Genomic DNA, 17,727 nt, shown 5'->3' with positions numbered 1-17,727 from the left:
ATCGGCAGGAATCAAAATAAAATATGCCCTTTAGGTTATAACTTTTTCTACTCCTAAGACGAAAGTGGAGGTGATAGATTGAAGAAGAAACAAACCAAACTCATCCCTTCAAGAACGCCTCCACCAGGTTCCTCGTCTCGTTGAAGGCCTCGAGAGGAACTCCCTTCGGAAGGCCGCCTATTTCTCCTTTCACGTCCTTGAGGACTCCCTCTCCAGCGCCGAGGAACATTCCCTCGCTGACGATTCCGCGGAAGCTGGCCGGCGGGAGCAGGGCAACGGCAACACGGTTTCCTTCCTTAACACTCAGGTCGTTGGTGACGACGGTTATCGCCCTGTCGCCAAGGTTAACGTTGGTGACGAGAAGCCTGTCGGCGTTCGGGTGCTTGCCGACGCTCATGACCTCGCCGACCTTTATATCAACTGCTATGACCGGGTCGTTTATCTTTCCGAGGGCCAGTCTCCTGTCAAGGCCGAGGATTGTGTTCAGGAAGAACCTGACCTTCGCGACCTGCTCCTCGACCTTCTCGCGCTCGCTCTTATCGGCCAAGCTGATGAACTTGTGGTGCCAGTCCTCTCCACCCAGAGCCTCGATTATGCCGCTGGCCTTCTCCTTCAGCGCCTTCATCTGCGGTGTCTCAATCAGCTCCTTCGGCTCCACGTAGCTGTACCTCATCGCCTGTATCTCCGGAATCATCTCCTTCGCTAACTGCTGTGCCCCCTTCTTGTTCCACTTCCCCTTGAACTTCGCGTGCTCCACCGTCTTCAGGAACAGCTCCACGCTCTTCTCCGCCACCAGTAAGCGGTAATCCTTGCTCGTGTCCCACATAATTCTCACCCTCTAGTGCCTCTAAAACGCGGTTCTTAACGCTTTCGTCCCTTATCCCCTCGGCTATCGAACGGGCCCTGGCTTTATCGCCCCAGCGGGCATGGGCCAGAGCCACCTCCCCGAGGAGCTCCGACGCTATCCTGTCGTCCCGGATAACCCCTGCCAGAATCAGCGGCTCCTCCAGGAAGCCTATACGGAGGAAACGCCCAGCTATCCCCTCCAGCTCCCTGTCGGTCGGCCTGAACTTGCCCACGAAGATTATCTCGAGGGCGTCGTCGAATACCCTCCGTCCGAGCCTCGGCTGCTCGTGGAGGTAGAGCCAGTAGGCCAGCTCAAGCATGGTTATAGCCCTTCCTTCCAGCGGGAGGAAGCGCATCATTGAAATCGCGGGCTCGACATCCCCCTTCTCGAGGAGCTCCTCCACCGCCGCTTTGCCCCTCTTCAGGACGTCCCTCACCAGCTCCATCTTCTCCTCAATGTACTTTGCCTGGAGCTTGAAGAATATCGAGGCGTAAACGTCCCTGGCCAGTTCGTAGAAGTCCAGGGCCCTCTCGTTGGGTATCTCGTCGGCGCTCTTCTCGATCAATCGGGCGACCTTTATGAGCGATGACGTTGCCGCCGATGACAGCCCCCGCGAGGCCTGGAGGAGCTCGACGGCCTCTTTGAAAAGCTCCAATCCGTCCTTATAACGGTCCGAGAGGACAAGGTTCCTTGCTATCCCTGCCAGCACCTCCCCCCTGACCCTCGGTGAGTCTATGCTCCCGGCGATGTCTATGGCGTTTTCAAAGTAAGCCTCGGCGTCCCTGTCCCTGTCAAGGACGTAGAGCGCTCTTCCGAGTATTGAGTAGGCCAGCGCATTCTCGGGCGTTCCGCTTATTGATTCCAAGGTGTCGAGCATGTGGGCGAGGACTTCCTCCCTTGGGAAGGCCGTTAGAACCTCCGTGAGTGCTAAGAGGCGTCTAATGGGGTCGTCTATCACCAGTGCGTTATTCAATGCGTTTTTATAATCCCCTTTTGATAGGTAAAGCTCCACGGCCTCCACGAGAACCACCAACCGCTAGAAATAGGGGACGAAAGTAAAAAAGGCTATCGCCACGGTAGCAACTGTGCAGTGGCTGTTCAATCTTTCAGGATGAAAATTGAAAGGGAAGTGTTAATCAACGTCAAAATACAAAACCGGAACCGTGGTCATGTCCGTGCTCTCCCCCCTCCAGACATGGTGGGTTGCCTGTATGTCGGAGTCCAAAGAAAGGTCAAAGTCAAAGGCTTTCATGTTATCATATTCAAATCCGACATCAATAAAGAGGCCGATTAAAGTGGCCTTCTGAGCCGCGGACTCACTTATCTTTCCCATGAGTTCTAGAATGTCGATGAACTTCAGTGCATCCACCGCAAAATTGCTCGTGTCTAGGTTCCACATAGAATAATTATAATAAGGTTCGCGTCCTGTGGAGGAGTGGACTCCTTCATCTATCCATCTGTCGATAGGCGGGACCTGGGCATTCGACGGTTTCGACGTTCCTCCATTTATTGTGCTGGGATAAAAGTCCTTGACATAGACATACTCTTCATACCATACCCAGCCCGCACTGTAAACCCTCCATTTCTCGTAGCGGTACTTGACGTTCATCCAGATGTAGTATGAGCTACCCTCCGCAAAGCCACTAGCGTGCTTGCCACTCTCTTCCTTCTGGATTATGTTGTATGAAGCCAGCCGGGTCCAGTCGGTGTCCACGAACGCGTTGATGCTGAACCCAACTTTCTTGTTAATGAAGTATGTGTATGAGATGTACCCTTTGGTTGAACTATCGGGGGTTACTTGGGCCACTATGGTCGGTGCCGTCCACTCGTAGGAGTCCACCAGCGTGCGGCTGTAATAGTAGAGGGGCTGCACATCGTTTGTCTGCTCGGAGGAAGTCTTTACGGTGTTTTTCAATGCCTTGAACTTAGGGGTTACCGCTTTGGACTGGGGCATTTTGTCCCAGTTAAAACTTATGGTCTCGATGGAGACTTTTCCATCCTTTGTGACTATCGTTAGAAGAATCAGCGGCTGCGATAGCCTTTTATTTTTCCTGTACTCGTCTTCCCAAGCCTTCCTGAGGTTGCCCAGGTTCAGCACGAGTCTACCGTTATTTTTAACGTCATATTCGGCGATCTGCTTAAATCCCTCTGGATACAGGGCCGAAACAAAGACGTGCGCTTCTCCGGCGTTCTGGATGTTCACACTTGCTATGTTTCTGAAATACGGCACCTGTACATCACTCGCCGTTACGAAAAAGCCAGAAAAAAACCAAACCTATCATGAGCACTGCGGGAATTACTTTCTTCATGGTACCACCGGGTAGAATCTCGGCAGAACAATCATATTAAGTTTTCGGAATATTTGCCCATCTAGTGCAAATATATGCTTTAAAACTCACATTCGGTTTCAAGATATGAAAATTAAAGGTGCTTCTTACGGTGCTCCTCGCGTCACCTTCTTATCCCAGTTCTCGAGCATAGTGTCGAGCGCCAGAAGGCTGTTGAGCCTCAGGCGAACCTTCCGGTTCTCCCAGTCTATGGAGCCCTTGAACTCGTTGAGCAGCTCAAACACCTTCTCGGCCTCCTTCGCCGGAAGGTTCCTTCCGTAGAACTCCTCGCCGCAGTGGGGGCACTTGAAGACGAAGCCTTCAAAGGCCTCCATGAACTTTTTGCGGTCCCGGAAAATCTCCTTTGCGTTCTCAATGACGAGCATCTGTTCTATGAGTCCTGCCCAGTCGAGCGGCGAGCCGCAGAGCGGGCACTTTGCCATCTCAATCAACCTCCCTCAAAAACCTCTCAATCTCCTTCAGGATGAGCTTTATCGCCTCGTCGAGGTTCTTCTTTCCGTTCGCCCCGGCGGCGCCGGCGTGACCTCCGCCCGAGCCGTCTATGACCGGCCCGACCTTCTCCATGATCTTGCCGAGGTGCAGGCCCCTTTTCACGAGGTTCTCCTTTGCCCTCGCTGAGATACGGACGCCCTTCTTCTCGCTTCCCACGACGGCTATGTCCGCGCCGAGGTTCAGGAACGTCTTGCAGGCGAGGGACTCGTAGGCGGAAACCTTGGAGACCGCTATGATGTACCTCCTGAACTTCCTTATCTCCATCCTCTGGCAGGCCTTGAGGATGGCAGTGCGCTTCGCCTGATCGATGTTCTCGTCGCTGACGGGGGCCACGAGCTGGAAAATCTCCCCCATCTGAATTGGAAAGCGCTCCAGCATCTCACTTACAGCCTTGAATGTCTTCGAGTTCGCGAAGCGGAAGTTTGCCGTGTCGGTGACTATTCCAGCCAAGAGAGCCTTAACGGCTTTCTCATCGTAGAAGTCGAGGTATTTGAACAGTTCCCAGATTATCTCGGCCGTGGAGGTGCGTGAGGAATCAACGACAGATATATCCGCCCTGATGGGTTTTTCCTTCTCAGTATGGTGGTCTATGACGATAACGGTCTTACCGCGCGGGATCTCGATTGGTTCGAGCTGTTCGAGGGAAGAGGTGTCGAAGATTACCACGATGTTCTCTTCAACTATCGGATTTCTCTCAACGGGAACGGGTGAGAGGGTGAGCAGTCTCTTGGCGTAGGAGGAGACGCTCTGGGCGACGCCTATTCTCACGTTTTCAACGCCGATTGATTTGAGGTAGAGGGCAAAGGCTATCGCCGAGCCGAGGGAATCGGGGTCGGCGTTGTGGTGGCAGAGGAGAAGGAAAGATTTATCCCGTGAGCGCTGAAGGAAGCGCTTAAGCTTGAGTCTCCCTTTCATTTCATCTCCTCCAGGGCCTTTTCTATGCGCTCTATGAAGTGTTCGGCATCTTCGACAATGGACTCCGCTTCTTCTTCACTTGGGCGGTAAGTTGGGTCATAATCCGCCTTTTCTCTGCTGGTCTCAGCCAGGGATAGGGCTTTTGCATAGTATTTCTCAACGACACCGGTGTTCACAAACTCAAGACCAAATTTCGCAATGACTCCCCTGTGGCTTTTCGTTACTATCCCCCTCGCCCTGAGGAGCGCACTGGCAGCGTAAAACATTGCATAGTACGCCCTGCTTATGGCATCTCTATAAAAACCTCTCTCCAAGAGTATCTTGGCGGCATCAAGTGATTCATGGGCATCCTTCAGCAGAATCTGAACTTCCTCGCTAACCAACAGGTATTCCCTCCCGGCTTATGTTGATGTAAAAGGCAGAATTTATGCGCTTCATGAATTCGAACTCCTCAAGGCTAATGGCTTTCGGGGAGACATAAATGCCGTATTCTAGCAGATAATCCACCACGAGGTCAGCGAGCTTTTTCTGGGCTTTCCAGGGATTGTTTCTTACAACCACAAGAATATCCACATCACTTTCCTCGCTCTGCTCTCCCCTGGCCACTGAACCAAAGAGTATTATCTCCACAAGGTTATCCCCCAGCAGCTTCCGAACGTCCCTTGCAAAGGCCTCCGCGATTTCTCTGTGTTCCATACTCCCACCGGTTCACCCTGTGTCAAACTAGATTTAATCCTTACCCGCAATCTCCCTCAGCTTTCTCTCAACGGCCGCGTAGGCCTCCTCAACAGCCTCGTCTATGAGTCTCTCAACGTCCACCTTCACGAAGATTGGAACCTCCAGGTAGACCTCAACCTCGAGGTCGAGAGTCTCGTCGCGGTTTATCCTCATCGTGACCTCTATATCCTTCACGTCGCTCCTGTTGAGGACGTCGAAGACGTGCTTGATTATCGTCTCCTGCGCAAGCTCGCCAACCTCAATGAGCTGCTCCTCGCTCAGCTCCGGCAGACCGATGTGGATAACCCTTCTCCCGCTGGCACCATCGTCCATCGCTACCACCCCAAATGAAAGAGAAGAGGTCAGCCCGCTGTGGGCCTGAGGGCGGACTGTATCTTCGTGGTGAGCTCCTTGAGCTTCTCGTTGAGCTTCTTCTCCTGCCTCTCGAGGGCGTTCAGGCGGACCTCAAGGGTCTCGACCTTCTCCTTCAGCTCCTCGACGGCCTTGGCCTTGTCGGTCTTGACGATGAGCGTTCCGACGGTCTTATAGATAACCGTTCCATCCTCGACCTTCTCAAGCTCTTCCAGGGCCTTCTTTGCCTCGGTGAGCTCGAGCTGAACTTTCTGCTTCTGCTGGATGACGAGCTGGAGCTGCTGCTGGTAGCTCTCAAGCTGGCCGAGCATGGCCTGAACCTGGGGCGGAATGTTCTGCATGACACACACCTCCGTAATCGTAATGCCGGGTTAGAATAAGGGGGGGAGTTTAAGAAGGTTATGGGCCTGCGCTAGGGGTAGATTCTCGCTTCATGCTTTTCGTTCCCCCCACCGCGAGGATCACAAGAACCACGGCGAAGTTTATTATCAAGGAGTACAGGCTTCCCCACTGGGTTGCCGTTATTGGAAAGGCGAAGTGGCCCCAGTTCCCACTGGTGTGGAGCAGTATTGCGGTCAAAACGCTTCCGTTGGTGTTGTTGAATATCCATGTGAAGAGCATTGAAAAGAGGATTGTCCCCGCGACGAAGCCTGGGAAAGGAACGTTCTTGTATAGTTCATTGGCGGCGTAGAATAATGGAAGATGCCACAGTCCCCATATCACCCCTAGAATCAGACTCGCCACAAGAGCGCTGTACTTTGTCTGCAGTCTCCCGAGGGCAAAGCCTCTCCACCCGAACTCCTCCGCAAGGGGGCCTCCCAGGACTAGGATATAGAAAAACGCCGCAATAAGCGTTAGGGGATTCCCAGTAAGTGGCGTCTCGGGAAGGGGCTCTCCACTCATAACTGCAATCAACAGCGACAGCCCGATTATGGCCGGCATCAGGAGGAGTGCCGGGATCAGCCAAACCTTGGGAAATTTGAGACTAAGACCCTTTCTCAGAAGGTCCTTTACGCCTCCTTTTCCGGACGTGAGGTATGTGAGGAGGAAAGCCATGAGTGTGGGTCCGAAAGGTGCCAGAAGGAGGGCTATTTTGGTGTATCCTCCCAAACTCCAGAAGCCCCACGACCAAGCGAACGTCAACAGGAAAAACACTGGGAGTTCGAAGTTTTTGCTAAACTTCATGTTGACACCTTCATCGTCTGTACTAATTCAATCTGCGCTTTGGAATTATATAAACCTGCCCCTCGGCTGCAGGAAAATTCAACCATCAAGGTCGTCTAGAATCAAGGTTCTATGGCATCGATGGCGACCTTAATCCATCTCAGATAGGAGTTCAGCGTGCCCCTCAGGGCGGAGTTGTCCCGGGCGAGGAACCTGATTATTACCCTGTTCCCCTCGCGGAGGAACTCTATTCTGCTCCTCCGATAGGGCACGCTCTCGTGCTCGTAGAGGACGCTCTCATAAACTATCTTGGCCGTCTCCTCATCGGGAAGGGAGAGCTCGATCACTCCTTCGATGGGCCACGCTTCAGAATCGCTTCCTTGTAGTCCCATCTCCGCCCGTCCTCCATTATCCATATCTTGACGCTTATGAGAGGACCAACGGCCTTCTCCTTATTGACGTCCAGGCGGTAGAAGTTGACCGCCATTCCGCGTGGGTGCCTCTCGATGACGCTCAGAACGTCGGTGTTGTACCTGTCGGCTATCCCGAGGAGCGAGCGCTCCTTTCTCGGGACGAACTTTCCGCCGGTCAGCTCGGCGAAAACCTGGGCAAAGGCAACGTGGTCGAGTCCGACGCGCTTTGCGGTGGTCACAACAAGCGGCATCTCCTCGCGTATTGGCCTTATATCCCTAAAACCGATCTCGCGCTGGAGCTTGATGCCGTGGAGGTACATGTAGCCGAGGTAGCCCCAGTCCTCGGGGTCAACTTTGATAAAGGTCATCTTGAGCGGGTTCCCCTTCCAGACGTTGACTATCAAGAGCCTCTCGTAGTTCCTGTCGTAGGCCTCCATGAGCAGGTCCTGGACCGTCTTCTTTCCCCTGGTCAGGTAGAGGGAGTTGGGGAAGACCTTCTCTAGGTCGTGGCCGAAGCTCCTCGTCCTCCTCGTGGGTCTGTGGGAAGTCGTTATCAGCATCATAGCCCTCACTCAAAATTCGTTTAAGCGATAAAAGGCTTTCGAAACGAAAGAATCAGATCGCCTTTACGCGCCTGGCCACCCTCGGCCTGGGCTTGTAGAGTATCTTGCTGCCGCAGTAGGGGCAGCGGACTTCCCTGGTGTTTTCGAGGTCGAGCTCGACCTCCTTTCCACATTTTGCGCAGCGGTAAACGGCCATCACCATGGTTATCACCCTAAACTAAGCAAAGGAAAGGGGTCAGGCCTTGGAGGCCGTGACACGCTTGGCGACCTTTCCGGCAGGAGTGGTCGGCAGGTAGGCACCGCCGGCGAAGGTGGCGCCGCACTTCTGGCACTGCCATATGCCCGTGCTAATCCTCCTGACGGCCTTCCTTCCGCAGACCGGGCAGACGTGCTTCTGCTTCATCTTGGCCTCAACGGCGGCAACTCTTCTCCTGATCTTGAGACCGTACCTGGGACCGTACCTTCCAGCTGAACCAACCTTAGTAGTCCTTCCCATGAGCATCACCCCTAATTATCAACGGTTTTCACGACTGGAGAGTGTTTCCGGGGACGTTTTATAAACCTTTGCCCGGAAGCTTTGCATGGCAAAGTTTCATCAAAGTTCGCGGTTCCTTTAAACCCGCCGGTTGATAGGAGATTCCCTTATAAAATTTATCTGAGCGTTGAAACTTTGCCGGGCAAAGTTTCACCAAAAAGTTCTTTTCCTGTCGAACTGGCAGAGGATAATGCGTGCGCTCTAAAATTTGCTATAGGAAAAGGATGTTTAACATTAAGCTGGACTTTTTACAAGGGTTCACTCCCATTCTGGCGTCCAACGGACGCCTTTCTTGAGAGTGAACCACTGTTAAATCGTAATTGTAAAACAAACCAACAACAAAACTTACCTGCCTTAAAGTGCACAGACTATAAAACCCGCCTCATGAACAGTCAGAATTATTTGATCAAACTTTTCACCAGAAAAGTTTGTAAGGGGGGCAGTGAAGATGTCGCCCCCCTGGGGGTCCCGACGTCATCGCAACCCAATACTCGTCGGGCAGTTCTTCCTATGCACAAAACCTTATAACGGTTGGGCCAACTCACCCATAGGTGCAGAACATGGCCGGAACGATAAGCAAGATAATACACTTCCGCGACGAAGAGGAGTTTCTCGATGACATGACCGAGATAATGGAGCGCTTCTCCTATCTGGCGAGCAAATACGGCCACAATCCAGTTGAAGGCGTTCTCCTGTGGGACTACATAGGCGTTCAGGACGAGGAGGGCGTCAAGATTTTCCGTGTGGGCGAGTTCCCCTACTTTGAGGGAACGTTGAAGGTTGACCTTGAAACGCTCAGAGTTATGGAGCGCTACTTCGACGAGATGGAGAGCAAGTGGGACGAGCTCCGCGTGGAGGACATCGCCTACTTCGTGGAGATGCTCAACGACGCCCTGGGCAGGGAAATCGTCTACTACGAAGCCTACGACCTCGGCCTGGACAGGAACACCGCCTACATAATCATTAACATTGTGAACCTTCACTATCTGGAGAGCGTTCTCGATGGGAGGGACAGGGAGATATTCGAGGAAGCCGTTGAACTGCTGATGAGATACCTCTGATTATGTAATCACCGAATTACGGGATTATTTAATTAAAGCTGGAGGTGGTGGTCGTGCTTTTCAAGAAGAGAGGAATCTTCACCGAGGAGGACGCTAGAAAGGTCATCGAGATCGTGAGCGAGAGGCCCGACGAGAGGGAGATAATCATCATGGCGGAGAGGGTCACGGACGGGGCAAAGAGGCGCCTCTGGGACTACGCGAGGGGAGTTCAGCTTATGGCCGATATGACCGGCGAGGACAGGAGTGTAAGGGTGGAGATTCTCGAGGGCTACGTGAGCGAGCACGTGAAGGGCGTCGAGCTCTGAATCCTTGTCTCATCTCTTCTCAATGGACCCAATGGAAATGTTTATATATAGGGTAAACAAATGTTTACCCGGTAGAATTAATGTTGACTGTAATGAAAACCGAAAGGAGGAATGAAAGATGCCCGCGCCTATGCCCCCGGGAACCGAATTCCTGGGCTGGCTCCTGCTCTTGGCCGTTGTGGCGGGGATAGTTTTCCTCATAGTCCGCTGTTCCGGCTCCTCGGAGACCTCAAAGCCTGCAAACCCTGGCATGGAGGATTCTATGTCCGCCCTGCTTGAGGAGATAAGGCTCCTCAGGGAAGAGATTCGGGAACTCAGGGAGGAACTCAAGGAGTGATGGACTGATGTATGAGAGGGACGTTGACGGGGACATCCAGAGGCTTTCCGAGACGTTCAAGGCCCTCTCGAGTCCAACCCGGCTCAGGATACTGGTGCTGTGCATGGAGGAAGAGAAAACCAGTAGGGAACTCAGGGAGGCGCTGGGAATATCGAAGCCCCTGCTCATCTCGCACCTCAGAAAACTCCTGAACGCGGGACTCCTTGAGTATCGGGTAGAACTGGACGAAAAGCGCATGATAGTGAGGAAGTACTACCGAACGCGGACCGATGTTCCATGCATCGGAGAAATCCTGAGGAGCGTTAAAGGTCAACTCCAAGTGGGTGACTGAGAGCCAAATCCTTAAAACTGTCCCTGGGTAGTGTCTGACATGAAGCTCGTAATGGCCGAAGTCTTCAACAGCTGGCAGGGGGAGGGGGGAAGCGTCGAGGGCTCTGCCTTCGGCAGGAGGCAGATTTTCGTCCGCTTCGCCGGCTGCGACCTTAACTGCGTCTGGTGCGACTCCAGGGAGTACATAGACGCCTCCCGGGTTTCACGCTGGCGCTATGAGGTGGAGCCGTTCACCGGGAAGTTCGAGTACCGACCTAATCCAGCGGAGCTCGGCGACGTCGTTGATGCCATCCTGCGCCTCGATACCGGCGATATACACTCGGTAAGCTACACCGGCGGCGAGCCGACGCTCCAGACAAAACCGCTCAAAGCCCTCATGGAGGAGATGGAGAGCCTCGGCTTCGACAACTTCCTTGAAACCCACGGCGGCCTTCCTGAGCTCATAAGGAAGGTCGCCCCGCTCACCGATTACGCGAGCGTTGACATAAAGGACGAGACCGCTAAAGCGACTGACGACTGGAGGTCATTGGTTCTCCGCGAGGTGGAGAGCATAAGGATTCTGAAGGAAGCTGGGGCCAGAGTTTACGCCAAGCTCGTCGTTACGTCGGAGACAAAAATCGAGAACGTCCGCTGGTACGCGGAGCTGCTGACGGGCCTGGCCCCACTCGTAATCCAGCCGAGGGAGCCGATTGAGATAAGCCAGGAGAGGCTCATGGAGCTCTACCGCGAGGCTTCGCTCATCATGGGGCGGAAGAACGTCGGCCTGAGCTTCCAGGTTCATAAGTACCTCCACGTGCTTTGAGAGGGTTTTTAAGGGTCCGTCATAACTTTTTCCGGCGATGATGACATTGGCCTTTGGGGTGAACGATGCCCGGGATCGACGGCCTGAGCCGTGCCGTCAAATTTTTAAATCTCCCCTCTTTTAGTAACCCCCGGAAAGATTAAGGGGGTGGGGCCATGCCAGTTATAGAGGAAGTGACCGCACCGAGGAGCTTCGAGAGGATTGGAAGCCACTCTCACATCAAGGGCCTTGGTCTCGACGAGAATGGAAAGGCGAAGTTCATGGCCGACGGAATGGTCGGACAGGTTAAGGCTAGGGAAGCGGCGGGAATAGCGGTTGAACTCATCAAGCGCGGCAAGCTCGCCGGAAAGGGAATCCTTCTCGTCGGCCCGACGGGAAGCGGTAAAACGGCCATAGCTATGGGCATAGCGAGGGAACTCGGTGAGGACGTGCCCTTCGTCCAGATAGCGGGCAGTGAGATTTATTCCGCCGAGGTCAAGAAGACCGAGTTCCTGAAGGAGGCCCTCAGGAGGGCGATAGGCGTTAGGATAAGCGAGGAGAGGAAGGTCTACGAGGGCGAGGTCAGGGAGATAAGCATAAACCGCACCAGGCATCCGTTCAACCCCTACGTCGAGATCCCCGAGAGCGTCGTCATAACCCTCCGCACCAAGGATGACCAGAAGACCATCAGGGCCGGCAGGGAGATAGCCTATCAGCTCATGGAGATGGGCGTTGAGGAGGGCGACGTCATACAGATTGACGCCGAGACCGGCAGGATTTCGAAGATAGGCACAACGAAGGAGGAAGAGGGGCTGTTCTTCAAGCGCAAGGTGAACCTACCGAGCGGACCGGTTCTCAAGATCAAGGAGTTCACCTACACCGTCACTCTCCACGACCTCGACGTTGCCAATGCAAGGGGCAACATCTTCGGCCTGCTCTTCAGCACTGGGGCGGAGATAAGCGACGAGATAAGGGGGCGCGTTGATGAGACCGTCAAGAAGTGGATCGAGGAAGGGAAGGCCAGCCTCGTGCCGGGGGTTCTCTTCATAGACGAGGTCCACATGCTCGACATCGAGGCGTTCTCCTTCCTCGCGAGGGCGATGGAGAGCGAGCTGGCGCCGATTCTCATCCTCGCGACGAACCGCGGAAGGACGAAGATAAGGGGCACCGACCTCGAAGCCCCGCACGGGATACCCATCGACATGCTCGACAGGCTGCTCATAATCAACACCGAGCCCTACAGGAAGGAGGAAATCAGAGAGATAGTCAAGATTCGCGCGAGGGAGGAGAGGATTGAGGTGAGCGAGGAGGCGATAGAGTACCTCGCGGAGCTCGGCGAGAAGACCAGCCTGCGCTACGCGGTGCAGCTCCTGGCTCCGGCCAGCGTCCTGGCAAGGGGCGGAAGGGTGGAGAAGGAGCACATCGAGAGGGCGAAGGAGTACTTCGCGGACCTCCGGAGGAGCATGGAGTTCGTGGAGAAGCTGGAGGGCATGCTTCAGTAAAGCTCTTAAACTCTTTTTCCAACTTTCATTCAGGGGACCGAAAACACGCTGGGTGGTATTATGAGGCGCCTCCTTCTTGCCCTTCCATTTCTTATACTCGGAGTCCTGTATCTCTTCGTGGATTTCCGGGAAACGCCGCTGATAATAGTGGCCCTCAACTGGCTAACCTTCGCCCTGGAGTACAGGTACGGGGGAGAAAGCAAAGAAGGGGAAGAGCTGGTTGCACTCGGCGTCTCCATGTCCATCCTGCTTCTGCCCCTGCATGAGGCAATCGCCGAAATACTGGCCCTCTTTATCTTTATCCTTGTGATGACGGCCCTCTTTATTAAATTCAAGATGGGGGCTTAGTTATCCCCCCATTATTTCCATCAGCTTCCTGCTGAGCTTCAGGTGGAACTCGAACTCGTGGTAGCCCCTGTTCTCGGTTGGAAAGACCAGCTTCAGCTCGTTCAGCCCGCTCTTGCCTCCGAACTCGCCGAAAATCGTTATTCCGTTCACCTCTATGACGCCGAAAACCGCCGCGAGGTTGAATAGGAGCGTCCTGAGCTGATAGGCCGTAACGTCGTGCCGACCAATCTCCTGGCGCGGGTACTTGAAGAGGAAGTACTCCAGCCCCTCCATCTCTGCCACGTCAGTTATCGCTATGTCCGCCGTGAGGAAGACGAGCAGAGTTGGCGTCATGTTGTCGTAGTGCTTGAGGGACTTGACTATTATCTCGTCGTTGTTGTGGGCCGGTTCTTTGACGCTCTCGGCTATGATTATCCTGTCCTTCAGCCTTTCGAACTCCTTGAGGGCTATGTACGCGGCTTTTCTGCTCCTCTTCGTCCGCCTGTTGCTGAACTCCCGGAGGAGGCTTCCGTTTCTAACCTCGCGCCTGATTTCCTCCAGCTCCCTGTGCCGGTACTTGTAGTTCATGGCGTTCTCTATCTCCTTCTTCACGCCCTCCGCCACGACTATCTGGTACCTGTCGAGGGGCTTGAAGCCCGAGATGAAGCGGTGGTAGAAGAGGTTGGTGTCCGGAGCGAAGGCCACGCCCTTCTTGAGCCTCTCGTAGAGCTCCAGGTTCTGGACGAACTCATCGATGTTCGCGTACCTCACGATGCCCGCGGAGATGAAGCACTCGTAGAAGTCCGTCCAGGTGGGAAGTTCATGGGAGAGGTACTCCGGAACGTGCTCGTTGAACTCCCGCCTCTTCACCGTGAGCTCAACGCGGTAGCCGGTTTCCACAGGCTTTGCCCTTAGCAGGGGCAGTCCGTAGAGCGGATAGCTCACCCTGATGTCCCCCAGAACGTTAAGGAGTATCTGGAGCTCCGGTTTCTCTATAACCTCGCTAGTCTCCCTCACTCTCATCACCCAGGAAGTTCTTTATCGGCTGCATGTGGGTTGGAATCATCATGTAGGGCCTGTCCGGGAAGTCCAGGTCGAGGAGCCCCATGTAAACGATGAACGCCACGGGGAACTGCCTTATCTGAACTATCGCGGCGGCAACGAGGGCCTTCCTTCCTGAGGTTATGTCCAGACCCATCCTGTAGCCCTCGCGCTCCAGCTTGGAGAACAGCTCCCTGAACTTTCTGTCGGCGACGAAGAAGCCGTAGTCCGGAACGACTTCTGTTTCTATCCTCGGGTTGAGGTTGTACGCCTCTGAAATTACTCTAATCGCCTCGACGACCTTGGGCAGGTTGTGGCGGTAGCGCTCCTCCGTGAATACGTATATCCTCTCGGCCTTTTCTCCCCGTGTGAGGAGCTTGTAGTAGGTGTTAACGACCGCCCACGGCGAGCGGCCGAGAAGGGTTATGTACGCAACCTTCACCATAATCTACTCCCCCAGACGTACGCTATGACTCCATAAACCAGCGCCAAAACGAATGGAACCGCTGAAATCCGTCCCTTAACGGTCTTGTGGGCGATCAGGAATGGCACCAGCGCCATTACGATGTACCCGAGGCCGTAGGTTTCGTGAACTCCAACTCCCCCCGCAGCGAAGAGAAAGAGGAGTGCGGCGAACACTCCGACGGGAACCGTTAGAACCGTGAACATAAGAACGTTGGAGGATTTGCTCGATGTCCTCTCCGGAACCAGGACTATCCAGAAGAGGAAGCTCAGGACGGTGAAGTGGAGCAGCAGTTGCCAGAACTCTACCTCAAGATTAGGTTCACCCTTTGCCGGTAGGTAGTAGAACCACGCGGCTCCGAAGGCGTATACGAGCGTCATGATGAGTGAGATTCCCCACTTCGTCCCGGCGGGGGAGACGTTTTCCTTCATCCGTTCGCACCGTTATTCAATTAGCACCATCCCGTACAAAACGCTTTCGGAGAAGTTGATTTCCACGAGTTTTCCAATCTCGATGCCCACAGCGTCTATGCTCGGTCTGACCTTGGTCGGCATCCTGCACGGCTCGCCCCTCTCGAATGGGCAGTCGTCGCAGAGGTTGCAGGAACCGGGAAACAGCGCCATTGCGTACATCTTTCCCCTCTTGAAGAACTCTTCCTCCCTCGCCAGGAGGTACAGCAGGGCCTCCCTCTTTTCCTCCTCAAAGCGCTCCATGTTTATCTCGAACTTCACTATTAGGGCCCTCCTGAAGTGCCGCACCCACTCCCTCGCTTCCCTCCAGTCCGGGGCGTGGGGCGGACAGCTCGGCCTCCTGCCGTACATCGGACAGGAGCGGCACTTCCAGACCGGTCTGGGCGAGACGACTATCTCATCCGCCGGAATCTCCCTCTCCCACAGCACCTTCATGGGGCATCAAGAAAAGATGGGGAAGGAGCTTAAAAATCAACCCATGATTGCAGTGGCGTTTGCATTATCCTTGTGGATAGGTTGGTCAGTCCTTTGTCATGTGGCCAATGCTACCCCATCATCAACACCCCAATATTGTTGCTATTGATAAAGCATTGTGCCGAAATCTTTTTACGTTCTGTCGAGTATACTGTTTACATGAAGTGGTTAGCGCCGCTCCTGGTGGTTTTGCTGGCCCTGAGCGGGGGATGCATATCTTCAAAGGATTCCGGAGGGGATGTTAGGATGGATCTTGAGATTGGTTCCGTATTCCACGACGGGGAGACCATACCCGTCGAGTTCACCTGTGATGGGAACGACGTGAACCCGCCAATATTCATCGGGCACGTTGACCCAAACGCAAAGAGCCTGGTCATCATCATGGATGACCCAGATGCTCCGGGTGGAACCTTCACCCACTGGATAGCGTGGAACATTCCGCCCCTGGGCGAGATACCAAAGGGGGTTCCGCCGCAGGGGGTTGTGGACGCTCCGGTTAGGATGGTTCAGGGAAAGAACGACTTCGGGAGAATCGGATACGGGGGGCCCTGTCCGCCGCGGGGGCACGGGGTGCACCATTACCACTTCAAGGTCTATGCCCTTGACACGGTCCTGGAACTCGATCCCGGAGCGAGCAGAAAAGAACTGGAAAGGGCCATGAACGGCCACATCATTCAGATGGGTGAGCTTGTGGGGCTCTACGAGCGGAAATGAGCCCGTCCGCCCGTTACTTTTCTATTAGCTTTACTGCCAGGTTCACCGCGCTCTGGAACGCGGACAGGAAGTTCAGGGTGAAGAATATCCAGTCCCCGATTATGTACGAGTATACGGTCAGCATGCTTGCCGCGGCCACGTAGATTATGATGAACTCCAGGTTCAGGGGGCAGTGCTTCGTTCTCAATGTCTCAACCGTCTGGGGCACCCATGAGCCCACCAGCAGCAGCATTCCGATGAGTCCAATTATCGCTCCGATCTCCATGGTCTCTCACCGCCAACGGGAAGGGAAGAGCGTAAAAAAGCCTTGTGGATGGTCCCGTGTTAAAATCGAATAAAACGTTTGGATGAATAGACAAATTTGAGCTAAAGCTGGCTGGCGAGTCTGGACATCGCCCACGTCTTGACGTCCTCGTCCATGATGCCGTTGATTATCTCCATCGCCTCTGCGACCTTTCCGCTCTTGGCGAGGGCCAGTGCCACCTCCGCCTCGACCTTTGACTTGTTCGAAAGGTCAGTTATGTATCTGGAAATTCTGAGGGCTTCCTCCAGATTGCCCATGTTCAGGAACTCAAAGGCCAGGCTCATCAGGGCCTTCGTGCTCTCGTCGCGGTTGTCGATGTCAAGGGCCGCCTTGACCGCCCTCTCCAGTGCCGCGGTATAGTCTCTCCCCGACTTTGCCACCTCTACCGCTATGTGTGAGAACGCCTTCGAGCGTATGTTGCCATCGGGTATTCCCTCGGCCATATCGAGGGCCTCATTAACCCTGCCGGATTCCACGAGTTTAAGAACCGCCTCGTACAGCGCCCTGGAGCGGTACCACTCCTGCATGATCATCCCCTAACATCCTTGACGCCAGAGGATTTAAGCATTCTGTTCGAATAGCTTCAACCGAGATTGAATGGGAGCAAGGTTTTATAACCTTCGGAGATAAGTTTACAGGGGTGGTTGGATGAAAAAATTTGGAATAGTGCTTCTCATTATACTCCTCGCCGGCTTTGCGGCGGGCTGTATTTCGAACTCGGGCGGCTCGAATACGTCGTCTACAACTCAAACAACGTCCTCCGGAGGATCCGACTACGTCGTCGTGAACGGTACGAAGATCTACCTGGATGACATCCATTTTTACATGTACGGCATGAAAACCTGTCCCCACTGCCACAAAATGCGGGAGGAAATCTCGGAGACCTACGGTGAGGACAGTTTAACCTACTACGAACTGGTGGATAACGAGGAGAACTCAAAGCTGTTCCAGAGGATATATCAGATAACGGGAATCCAGGGCGTTCCGGCTATAGCCATAACCTACAACGGGACGCTCTACGCTGTTCTGGAGGGGGAGTTCAACGTCACCGCAGTCCCGAAGATAATCTACACCGGGATGAAGAATAACGGGGCCATTCTGGCCGTTGGGGGCAAGGTGTACCTCCTACCCAGGGACAAAGAAGACTCCGCCAAGGTCATCGACGAGCTCTACACTCTCTTCGTCGAGCACAAGATGCCTCCCCAGGAGTCAAACTCCACTTCCGACTGAACTACTACTTTCGTTCTCAACT

The 17,727-nt window shown here is 54.1% G+C and carries 28 protein-coding genes; 9 read left to right on the top strand and 19 right to left on the bottom strand.

Annotation, left to right across the window (positions count from 1 at the left end):
- Positions 1–100: 100 nt before the first annotated feature.
- The 13 genes from GQS_RS02930 to GQS_RS02865 form a co-directional block, all read right to left on the bottom strand.
- Positions 101–826, bottom strand: coding sequence for a tRNA-binding protein (locus tag GQS_RS02930; RefSeq protein ID WP_014012180.1), 726 nt, complete (start codon positions 824–826; stop codon positions 101–103).
- Positions 827–1,979: 1,153 nt separating this feature from the next.
- Positions 1,980–3,077 (bottom strand): hypothetical protein, encoded by a 1,098-nt coding sequence (locus GQS_RS02920; protein ID WP_014012178.1) that lies wholly within the window; start codon positions 3,075–3,077, stop codon positions 1,980–1,982.
- 204 nt (positions 3,078–3,281) lie between these two features.
- Positions 3,282–3,617, bottom strand: coding sequence for a hypothetical protein (locus tag GQS_RS02915; RefSeq protein WP_014012177.1), 336 nt, complete (start codon positions 3,615–3,617; stop codon positions 3,282–3,284).
- Between the two features lies 1 nt (position 3,618).
- Positions 3,619–4,602, bottom strand: a complete 984-nt coding sequence (locus GQS_RS02910) for a bifunctional oligoribonuclease/PAP phosphatase NrnA (RefSeq protein ID WP_014012176.1) — start codon at positions 4,600–4,602, stop codon at positions 3,619–3,621.
- Entirely contained in the window at positions 4,599–4,985 is a 387-nt protein-coding gene (locus tag GQS_RS02905) for a HEPN domain-containing protein (RefSeq protein ID WP_014012175.1), read from the bottom strand. Before GQS_RS02905 ends, GQS_RS02910 begins: the two co-directional genes overlap by 4 nt.
- Entirely contained in the window at positions 4,978–5,298 is a 321-nt protein-coding gene (locus GQS_RS02900; protein ID WP_014012174.1) for a nucleotidyltransferase domain-containing protein, read from the bottom strand. Before GQS_RS02900 ends, GQS_RS02905 begins: the two co-directional genes overlap by 8 nt.
- Positions 5,299–5,331: 33 nt before the next feature.
- Complete coding sequence (locus GQS_RS02895; RefSeq protein WP_014012173.1) at positions 5,332–5,652, bottom strand: DUF3194 domain-containing protein; 321 nt, start codon at positions 5,650–5,652, stop codon at positions 5,332–5,334.
- A gap of 29 nt (positions 5,653–5,681) precedes the next feature.
- Positions 5,682–6,032 carry a prefoldin subunit beta gene (locus tag GQS_RS02890; protein ID WP_014012172.1) on the bottom strand — a complete coding sequence of 117 codons (351 nt, stop codon included), beginning with the start codon at positions 6,030–6,032 and terminating at the stop codon, positions 5,682–5,684.
- A gap of 58 nt (positions 6,033–6,090) precedes the next feature.
- A complete protein-coding gene (locus GQS_RS02885; protein ID WP_014012171.1) occupies positions 6,091–6,876 on the bottom strand; it encodes a type II CAAX endopeptidase family protein in 786 nt (261 codons plus the stop codon).
- 101 nt (positions 6,877–6,977) lie between these two features.
- A complete protein-coding gene (pcc1, locus tag GQS_RS02880) occupies positions 6,978–7,247 on the bottom strand; it encodes a KEOPS complex subunit Pcc1 (protein WP_048056515.1) in 270 nt (89 codons plus the stop codon).
- Positions 7,199–7,831: a ribosomal biogenesis protein gene (locus GQS_RS02875; protein ID WP_014012169.1), complete on the bottom strand. Its 633-nt coding sequence runs from the start codon at positions 7,829–7,831 to the stop codon at positions 7,199–7,201. Before GQS_RS02875 ends, pcc1 begins: the two co-directional genes overlap by 49 nt.
- A 52-nt stretch (positions 7,832–7,883) precedes the next feature.
- Positions 7,884–8,033, bottom strand: a complete 150-nt coding sequence (locus tag GQS_RS02870; RefSeq protein WP_012571411.1) for a DNA-directed RNA polymerase subunit P — start codon at positions 8,031–8,033, stop codon at positions 7,884–7,886.
- A gap of 33 nt (positions 8,034–8,066) precedes the next feature.
- Complete coding sequence (locus tag GQS_RS02865; protein ID WP_014012168.1) at positions 8,067–8,327, bottom strand: 50S ribosomal protein L37ae; 261 nt, start codon at positions 8,325–8,327, stop codon at positions 8,067–8,069.
- 599 nt (positions 8,328–8,926) lie between these two features.
- Here GQS_RS02865 and GQS_RS02860 point away from each other — a divergent pair.
- From GQS_RS02860 to GQS_RS02830, 7 genes are all read left to right on the top strand, one after another.
- A complete protein-coding gene (locus tag GQS_RS02860) occupies positions 8,927–9,427 on the top strand; it encodes a hypothetical protein (protein WP_014012167.1) in 501 nt (166 codons plus the stop codon).
- Positions 9,428–9,480: 53 nt separating this feature from the next.
- A complete protein-coding gene (locus tag GQS_RS02855) occupies positions 9,481–9,732 on the top strand; it encodes a hypothetical protein (protein WP_014012166.1) in 252 nt (83 codons plus the stop codon).
- 118 nt (positions 9,733–9,850) lie between these two features.
- Positions 9,851–10,069, top strand: coding sequence for a hypothetical protein (locus GQS_RS02850; protein ID WP_048056514.1), 219 nt, complete (start codon positions 9,851–9,853; stop codon positions 10,067–10,069).
- A 7-nt stretch (positions 10,070–10,076) separates the two neighbouring features.
- Positions 10,077–10,400, top strand: a complete 324-nt coding sequence (locus tag GQS_RS02845) for a helix-turn-helix transcriptional regulator (protein ID WP_014012164.1) — start codon at positions 10,077–10,079, stop codon at positions 10,398–10,400.
- 39 nt (positions 10,401–10,439) lie between these two features.
- Positions 10,440–11,201 (top strand): 7-carboxy-7-deazaguanine synthase QueE, encoded by a 762-nt coding sequence (locus GQS_RS02840; protein ID WP_014012163.1) that lies wholly within the window; start codon positions 10,440–10,442, stop codon positions 11,199–11,201.
- Positions 11,202–11,356: 155 nt separating this feature from the next.
- Positions 11,357–12,682 carry a RuvB-like helicase gene (locus GQS_RS02835; RefSeq protein WP_014012162.1) on the top strand — a complete coding sequence of 442 codons (1,326 nt, stop codon included), beginning with the start codon at positions 11,357–11,359 and terminating at the stop codon, positions 12,680–12,682.
- Between the two features lie 60 nt (positions 12,683–12,742).
- The gene (locus GQS_RS02830) at positions 12,743–13,030 is read left to right on the top strand and encodes a hypothetical protein (RefSeq protein ID WP_014012161.1); all 288 of its coding nucleotides are present in this window, start codon (positions 12,743–12,745) and stop codon (positions 13,028–13,030) included.
- Here the strand turns inward: GQS_RS02830 and GQS_RS02825 are convergent, their stop codons facing one another.
- Genes GQS_RS02825 through GQS_RS02810 form a run of 4 tightly spaced genes read right to left on the bottom strand, consistent with a single transcriptional unit; the run spans position 13,031 to position 15,418 of the window.
- Positions 13,031–14,032 carry a PIN domain-containing protein gene (locus tag GQS_RS02825; protein ID WP_048056513.1) on the bottom strand — a complete coding sequence of 334 codons (1,002 nt, stop codon included), beginning with the start codon at positions 14,030–14,032 and terminating at the stop codon, positions 13,031–13,033.
- Entirely contained in the window at positions 14,013–14,495 is a 483-nt protein-coding gene (locus GQS_RS02820) for a hypothetical protein (protein ID WP_014012159.1), read from the bottom strand. Before GQS_RS02820 ends, GQS_RS02825 begins: the two co-directional genes overlap by 20 nt.
- Positions 14,489–14,944 (bottom strand): hypothetical protein, encoded by a 456-nt coding sequence (locus GQS_RS02815; RefSeq protein WP_014012158.1) that lies wholly within the window; start codon positions 14,942–14,944, stop codon positions 14,489–14,491. The genes GQS_RS02820 and GQS_RS02815 overlap by 7 nt, the downstream gene beginning before the upstream one ends.
- Positions 14,945–14,956: 12 nt before the next feature.
- The gene (locus GQS_RS02810) at positions 14,957–15,418 is read right to left on the bottom strand and encodes a DUF2284 domain-containing protein (RefSeq protein ID WP_014012157.1); all 462 of its coding nucleotides are present in this window, start codon (positions 15,416–15,418) and stop codon (positions 14,957–14,959) included.
- A gap of 285 nt (positions 15,419–15,703) precedes the next feature.
- Between GQS_RS02810 and GQS_RS02805 the strand changes: the two genes are divergently transcribed.
- Entirely contained in the window at positions 15,704–16,171 is a 468-nt protein-coding gene (locus GQS_RS02805) for a YbhB/YbcL family Raf kinase inhibitor-like protein (RefSeq protein WP_014012156.1), read from the top strand.
- 13 nt (positions 16,172–16,184) lie between these two features.
- On the opposite strand, the gene GQS_RS02800 is transcribed toward GQS_RS02805, so the two are convergent.
- Together GQS_RS02800 and GQS_RS02795 are read right to left on the bottom strand one after the other, a co-directional pair.
- Positions 16,185–16,436 carry a membrane protein gene (locus GQS_RS02800; RefSeq protein ID WP_014012155.1) on the bottom strand — a complete coding sequence of 84 codons (252 nt, stop codon included), beginning with the start codon at positions 16,434–16,436 and terminating at the stop codon, positions 16,185–16,187.
- Positions 16,437–16,537: 101 nt separating this feature from the next.
- Positions 16,538–17,002 carry a hypothetical protein gene (locus tag GQS_RS02795; RefSeq protein WP_014012154.1) on the bottom strand — a complete coding sequence of 155 codons (465 nt, stop codon included), beginning with the start codon at positions 17,000–17,002 and terminating at the stop codon, positions 16,538–16,540.
- Between the two features lie 121 nt (positions 17,003–17,123).
- Between GQS_RS02795 and GQS_RS02790 the strand changes: the two genes are divergently transcribed.
- A complete protein-coding gene (locus GQS_RS02790; RefSeq protein WP_014012153.1) occupies positions 17,124–17,705 on the top strand; it encodes a thioredoxin fold domain-containing protein in 582 nt (193 codons plus the stop codon).
- Positions 17,706–17,727 lie beyond the last annotated feature (22 nt).

The sequence above is a fragment of the Thermococcus sp. 4557 genome, from assembly GCF_000221185.1.
Classification (GTDB): Archaea; Methanobacteriota_B; Thermococci; order Thermococcales; family Thermococcaceae; genus Thermococcus.
This window is presented reverse-complemented; position numbering and strand designations above follow the sequence as displayed.